Consider the following 6,803-nt stretch of genomic DNA (forward strand, 5'->3'; position numbering starts at 1 on the left):
CCGGCTCAAATGAACAGGCTCGTTCGGGTGAAAACCGTCAGGCGAGCCGCGTGATCTCGACCGTCACCTCCAACGCGGTGGCCGCCCCACCCGAGTAGATCCCCTTCAACGGCGCCACATCCGAGTAGTCACGGCCAAGCGCCACCCACACGTGCCGAGGTCCGACCGGAATCGCGTTCGTGGGGTCGTACCCCCACCACCCGCCGGTCCACGCCTCGATCCACGCGTGCGACTCGCCGCGCACCGTCTCTCGCAGCGGACCGTCTTTCTTGGTGTGCAGGTATCCGGACACATAGCGCGCCGGAATCCCCATACCGCGCAACAACACCAACGTCAGATGCGCGAAGTCCTGGCAGACGCCCTTCTTCTCCTGCCACGCGTCCACGGCCGAGCTGTGCACACCCGTCGACCCCGGCTGGTACTTGAGCTGCTCCCACACCCACTGCGAGGCGGCCAGCACCGCATCCGATGGCGACCGGCCCTTCTTCAGCTCGCGCGCCACCGCCAGCAGTTCACGGTTGCGCGGCGTGTAGCGCGTGGGTTCCAAGAACTCCGTGTAGCGGTCCACGAGGTTGTCCTCGCGGATGTCCGCCCATGTGCCAGACGTGACCGGTTCGATCTCCGCACTCGTCTCGACCACCGACGACGCGACGACCTTCAGTTCCGTGTGAGGTGCGTGCAGGTCGAACGAGGTGACCTCGGTGCCCCAGTAATCCGTGTACCGGTACGCGCGAGTGGCCGGATTGGTCTCCACGCGCGAGACGACGACGTTCTGCCGTCGGTCGGCACGCGGGGTCAGCCGTGCTTCGTTGTACGACTGCACAACCGGTGCCTCGTACTCATAGCCCGTCGTGTGCACGACGCGTACGCGCCAGCTCATGGTCAGCCCACCTCGGTGTTCGTCCAGGCGACCCACGGCGCCACGTGGAAGTACTGCTGCGACACGGCTTCACCGACGTCACGAACCGTTTTCTGCAGTGCGGCCAGACGTTTCGGCAGGTCGTCGAGCAGGTCGTGCGGCCGCAGGAACTCCAGCTCACTCCGCGCCTTGCCGAGCAACCGCAGCGCCTCCGCCCGCGCCCCGACCCGGACCGACGGCTGGTTCTCCAGCTGCTCCAGACACGCCTCCGCCTGCTTGAGCGCGTGGAACACCGATCGCGGGAACAGCCTGTCCAGCAACAGGAACTGCACCACCCGTGACGCGTCCAACGCGCCACGATAGGTCCGCAGGTACGTGTCGTGCGCGCCGGCCGACCGCAGCACGGTGACCCAGCCAGGAGACGAAGCCCGGTCTCCCACGCGTGCCAGCAGCAGCCGCACGATCATGTCGACGCGCTCGACCGACCGCCCCAGCACGAGGAACCGCCACCCGTCGTCCCGCGACATCGTGGAGTCCGCCAGGCCGGCGAACATCGCCGCCCGTTCCTCCACGAAGCTGAAGAACGCGTGCGGCCCCATCGTGCGCGCGTAACGCTGCCGTTCGGCGACGGCGTTCCACATCGCGTTGAGGCACTCCCACATCTCGGTCGACACGACCTCACGAGCGCCACGCGTGTTCTCTCGCGCGCTGTTGACCGACGAGACGATCGAGCTCGGGTTGTCCTTGTTGTACGCCACCAGTTCCGTCAACGACCACACGTCGAACTGGTCGGCCCCGGCCGGCGGCGTGATCCCGAGGACCGTCAGCAGCTGCCGTGACGTGGCGTCCGGGTCCACCGTCGCGTCCTCGAGCAGCTGATGCACCGAGACGTCCAGGATGCGCGCCGTGTCGTCCGCTCGTTCGACGTAGCGGCCGATCCAGTACAGCGACTCCGCGTTGCGTGCCAGCACTTCGCGCCTCCCTACTGCTGCTGTTGTTGCTGTTGCTGGGAAGTGGTCAGCTCCGGCCCCTGCTCGGCCGCCGCGGACTCCATTTCGGACGGCCCGGCCAGCCCGGGTTCCGCCAGCTCGCGCTCCACAGTGGACGACTTCGGCGCGAGCACCCAGGTGTCCTTCGACCCGCCGCCCTGCGACGAGTTGACCACCAGGCTGCCCTCCGGCAACGCCACCCGCGTCAGCCCGCCCGGCAGCACGAAGATGAAGTTGCCGTCGTTGACCGCGAACGGCCGCAGGTCGACGTGCCGCGGCGCCAGCCGGTCACCGACCTTGGTGGGCACGGTCGACAGCTGCACCACGGGCTGCGCGATCCAGCCGCGCGGGTTGTTCCGGATCCGCTTCCGCAGCGAGTTGAGCTCCTTGGCGCTCGCGTCCGGCCCGAACACGATCCCGTACCCGCCAGACCCCTCGACCGGCTTCACCACCAGCTCGTCGAGGTGGTCCAGCACGTGCGCCCGCTCGTCCTGCAACCAGCACCGGAACGTGTCCACGTTGGGCAGCAACGGTTTCTCGTTGAGGTAGTACTGCACGATCTCGGGCATGTAGGTGTAGACGAGCTTGTCGTCCGCCACCCCGTTGCCGACCGCGTTGGCGATCACGACGTTGCCCGCCCGCGCCGCGTTCAACAGCCCGGCGATGCCGAGCACCGAGTCCGGCCGGAAGTGCACGGGATCGAGGAAGTCGTCGTCGATGCGCCGGTAGATGACGTCGACCTGCCGCTCCCCCTCGGTCGTGCGGAGGTACACGAAGTTGTCGCGGCAGAACAGGTCCCGCCCCTCGACCAGCTCCACCCCCATCTGCCGCGCCAGCAGCGAGTGCTCGAAGTAGGCGGAGTTCGCCAGCCCCGGCGTCAGCACGACCACGTTCGGATCCGCCGCGTTGGGCGCCGCGGCGTTCCGCAGCGACCTGAGCAGATGCACCGCGTAGTCACCCACCGCGCGCACGCGATGCCGTGCGAACAAGTCGGGGAACACGCGCGCCATCGTCCGGCGGTTCTCCATGACGTAGGAGACACCGGACGGACACCGAAGATTGTCTTCGAGGACCCGGAACGTCCCCTGCTCGTCCCGCACCAGGTCGACACCGGCGACGTGGATGCGCACCCCGTTCGGCGGGTTGATGCCGGCCGCCTCCCGGTGGAAGTGCTCGCACGACGTGATGAGACGCCGCGGCAACACTCCATCCCGGACGATCTGCGCATCGCCGTAGATGTCCGCGAGGAACAGCTCCATCGCCCGCACCCGCTGCACGATCCCGCGTTCGAGCTTCGCCCACTCGCTCGCGGTGATGATGCGCGGAATGAGGTCGAGCGGGAACGGCCGCTCCTGCCCGCTGAGGCTGAACGTGATCCCCTGGTCGACAAACGCCCTGCCAAGAGCCTCACTCCGTGCGTTCAGCTCGTTGACCTGCGACGGAGCCACCGACTCGTACAGCGCGCGATAAGCCGATCGCACTCCGTTGTCGGTCGAGAACATCTCGTCGTAAGCGCCGGCGTGCGGCCGATCGGGGTTGAGATAGCCGTTGAACAGCTCACCGAGCCTCGGCGTGGTGACCGTGCGGCTGCGGCGCAGTCCTGAGGTGCGGGCTCGGCGTTCCATGGTCCACATCTTCACCCGGTTGGTGCTGCTTTTGCACTAGTCCGACCGGACAAGAAACCTCGCGGAAACGAAACTCGGTCATTTCCCGACCTTGGAGGCGTGACCTCCGCCGATGTGCCGCTGATGGAGCTCGAACGCACGATCGAGCTGAGCGCGCCCGTCGTCAGTCTCGGCATCGACGTCGAGGACCCGGACAACCCGGTGCTCATCGTTGCCTTCGAGGGGCGCACGACGGAGCTGGTGCGGGTGGACGCCAGTGACAGGTACTCCCGGCGACAGAGCTCCGCGGTGCAGTCGCTGGAGGTCGGAGACCTGCTGGTGCGGGCAGACGGCAAGGACATCGTCGTGCACCGAGAGGCCGCCGAGATCGTCCGGCTGACCGGGCACAGCACGCGCGTCACATCCCTCGCGAGCTATCCGACCACCGGCGCACCACTGCTGGTGTCGGGCAGTGAGGGCGGCTCCGTCCGGATCTGGAATCCACGCACCGGTGAGCTGCTTCGCAAGAGCCAGCCCTCCCGGGTTTCGGTGCTGCTCACGTACATGGGACCGGACGGACGCCCACGCATCGCGTCCGGTGGCAGCACCGGCCGGTTGCGTCTGTGGAACCCGCGGCTGCCCGTGCCGCCGTTGACCGGCCTGGTGTCGACCCGCGGGTTCAGCGACCGCGTGGCGAGGGAGGACCTGCTCGCCCGCGGCGCGCTGGTGGAGGCGCTCACGGACCTGCTCAAGCCGAGCGACGAGGACGCGCCGACCGTGATCACGGTGGAGGGTGCGTGGGGTTCCGGGAAGAGCACCCTGCTGGAACTCGTGAAGAACCGGCTGTCCACCGAGCCCGCCGAGATCCCGCGGGGTCGCAGGTTCACGGTGTTCGCCGCGGACCTCGCGTTGTTGCGGCACCGGGTGAAGCCGCCGAGCCCGACGAAGATCAAGCCGTTGGCCAGACCGCTGGTCGTGTCGTTCAACCCGTGGCGGCACCAGTCGAGCGAACAGGTGTGGGCAGGACTCGCGAAGGCGGTCACCGAGGCGGCGGAAGCGACGATCCTGCCGCACCAGAGCACCCGCGAGCGGTACTGGTTCACCCGCAACGCCGAGCGCGTGGACCGCCGGCACCTGCAACGCCGGCTGTGGCGGCGAACCCTCTCGCCGTTCCTGTCCCTCGCCGGACTGAGCTTCGGGGTGTCGGTGCTGAACGCCCTGACCAACCTGAAGCTCGGCTGGGCGTGGTGGGTGACGGTAGGTCTGGCCGCCGCCGGAGTGCTGCACACGGGCTGGAGGTACCTGTTCGCCAGGGCGTCGGCGTTCCTGCCGGGCGAGCTGTTCGCCGGGCCGGTCGTGAGCAACGCTTTCGCCGGCACGACAACGGATCCGTTGATCCGCGACCCGTACTACCACGCCCGTGCCGGCTACCTCTACCTCGTGCAGCACGACGTCGAGGCGTTGGTGCAGGACCTCGCGGCACACCACTACGAGCTGGTCCTGCTGATCGACGATCTCGACCGCTGCACGCCCCGGACTACGGCCCAGGTGTTCGAGGCGATCAACGTGTTCCTGTCCGACGACTTCCCGGCCACGAAGTTCGTGCTGGGTCTGGACACCACCGTCGTCGCGGCGCATGTGGACAACGCCTACAAGGAGCTCGCCGACGCGAAGATCGTGACGCATCCCGATGATCCGAGTCCTGGGTGGACGTTCCTGCGCAAGCTCGTCCAGCTGCCTGTCCGACTGCCCCGCACCACCGCGGACAGCATCGATCAGGTGTTGCTCGCTCAGCTCGGGCCGGTGCACCAGGACTCGCCTCCCGCCACGCCCGAGGACGGGTACGTCGCGGACTCCCCCGCCGGCAGCGACGCGCTCGGCGGGTTGCCCCAAATCCAGCCCGAGTACATCGCCATCGAGCGGCACTCGACGGTCCGCGAACACCTGCGGCGCCGGCTCGGGGCGCAGCCGGAGCAGTCCGTCCGCGAGGAGAAGCGGCTGCTGAACGTCTGGCAGTTCTACCTGCGCGTCTTCGAGACAGCGGAGGTCGAGGAGGCCTGCCACCTGGTCGCCGTCGCCGAGATCGCGGTCAGGTGGCCCGCCTACCTGCACCGGCTGCGCGGTGCGTGGCAGGACCTGGCCGATGCGGTCGACGACGACGTCCGGTGGGGCGCGACGATCGCTCGGCTCGGGTTCGCCCACTCCGATCGCAAGGCCGCGGCGAACCTGCGCGAGTTGCTGCGCGACTGCGATGCGCAAGCGGTTGCGGGGTTCGCGAACAGGTTGTTCTAGAACGGCAGCCCGGGATCGTCTCCTCAATTGCACCACCCAGCGCGCCGAGCAGGTCGCAGCCAGGCTGCCAAAACGGGCGTGGAATCGTTACAGCGCCGGCGACGGTTCAAAAGGACGAAGAGGACGGCGGGCATCACCGGCTGCTAATCCGCCGTCGGATCGGTGACGGAGAACTGGCCTTCTACCGCTGCTGGTCACCACAGCCGGTGGGGCTTCCCGCCCTGGTCCGCGGGGCCGGCAGCCGCTGGTCAATCGAGACCTGCTTCCAGACCGGCAAGGGCGCCGTCGGCCTCGACCAGCACCAAGTGCGCCGCTGGAGCTCCTGGTACCGCCACGCCATCCTGACCGTGATCACCGCCCGAGAACACGCGCACCACCAGCCCGAGGAAGGGCTGATCCCGCCGAGCCTCCCTGAAATACACCGCTTGTTCACCAAACCGATCGCGACTACGGCCCACACCATCAGCCACTGGCTGGCCTGGTCACGATGGCGACGCCGACACCAAGCCCGCGCTCGACGAAGTCACTACCAGCGACGAGGCCACACGACCACCGGCCGACGCCTGCATACCGATCCCGGGCTGCCGTACTAGAACGTGAAAAAGCCCTGCGGGGAGTCGCTTTTGGCAACTCGACCCGCAGGGCTAAATTAAGTTCGGCGGCGACCTACTCTCCCACACCGTAACCAGTGCAGTACCATCGGCGCAGAAGGGCTTAACTACCGGGTTCGGAATGGGACCGGGTGTTTCCCCAACGCTATAACCACCGAAACACTATGGAAATATCAACCAGCACCCCGCGGGGCGCGATCGGTTCTGGTTGTTCTCCCAGAACCGCACAGTGGATGCGTAGCGTCTTTGTAACAAGTCCTCGGCCTATTAGTACCAGTCAGCTCCAACCGTTACCGGTCTTCCACCTCTGGCCTATCAACCCAGTGGTCTAGCTGGGGGCCTTAACTCACAAAGAGTGGGATACCTCATCTTGGAACGAGCTTCCCGCTTAGATGCCTTCAGCGGTTATCCCTTCCGAACGTAGCCAACCAGCAATGCTCTTGGCAGA

At 67.2% G+C, this 6,803-nt stretch carries 5 protein-coding genes and 2 rRNA genes; 1 reads left to right on the plus strand and 6 read right to left on the minus strand.

Going from position 1 to position 6,803, the window contains the following annotated elements:
* Window positions 1–37: 37 nt before the first annotated feature.
* Genes ACWEIJ_RS17480 through ACWEIJ_RS17490 form a run of 3 tightly spaced genes read right to left on the minus strand, consistent with a single transcriptional unit; the run spans window position 38 to window position 3,473 of the window.
* Window positions 38–880: a transglutaminase family protein gene (locus ACWEIJ_RS17480; protein ID WP_449838185.1), complete on the minus strand. Its 843-nt coding sequence runs from the start codon at window positions 878–880 to the stop codon at window positions 38–40.
* A 2-nt stretch (window positions 881–882) separates the two neighbouring features.
* Complete coding sequence (locus ACWEIJ_RS17485; RefSeq protein WP_449838186.1) at window positions 883–1,830, minus strand: alpha-E domain-containing protein; 948 nt, start codon at window positions 1,828–1,830, stop codon at window positions 883–885.
* Between the two features lie 11 nt (window positions 1,831–1,841).
* Complete coding sequence (locus ACWEIJ_RS17490; protein WP_449838187.1) at window positions 1,842–3,473, minus strand: circularly permuted type 2 ATP-grasp protein; 1,632 nt, start codon at window positions 3,471–3,473, stop codon at window positions 1,842–1,844.
* Window positions 3,474–3,572: 99 nt separating this feature from the next.
* Between ACWEIJ_RS17490 and ACWEIJ_RS17495 the strand changes: the two genes are divergently transcribed.
* Entirely contained in the window at window positions 3,573–5,744 is a 2,172-nt protein-coding gene (locus ACWEIJ_RS17495) for a P-loop NTPase fold protein (protein ID WP_449838188.1), read from the plus strand.
* A 248-nt stretch (window positions 5,745–5,992) separates the two neighbouring features.
* Here the strand turns inward: ACWEIJ_RS17495 and ACWEIJ_RS17500 are convergent, their stop codons facing one another.
* From ACWEIJ_RS17500 to ACWEIJ_RS17510, 3 genes are all read right to left on the minus strand, one after another.
* Window positions 5,993–6,166 (minus strand): hypothetical protein, encoded by a 174-nt coding sequence (locus tag ACWEIJ_RS17500; RefSeq protein WP_449838189.1) that lies wholly within the window; start codon window positions 6,164–6,166, stop codon window positions 5,993–5,995.
* A 231-nt stretch (window positions 6,167–6,397) separates the two neighbouring features.
* Window positions 6,398–6,514: ribosomal RNA gene (gene rrf, locus ACWEIJ_RS17505) — 5S ribosomal RNA — on the minus strand.
* Between the two features lie 88 nt (window positions 6,515–6,602).
* Window positions 6,603–6,803, minus strand: a 23S ribosomal RNA gene (locus ACWEIJ_RS17510); the annotation flags it as partial.

The sequence above is a fragment of the Lentzea sp. NPDC004789 genome (assembly GCF_053601075.1).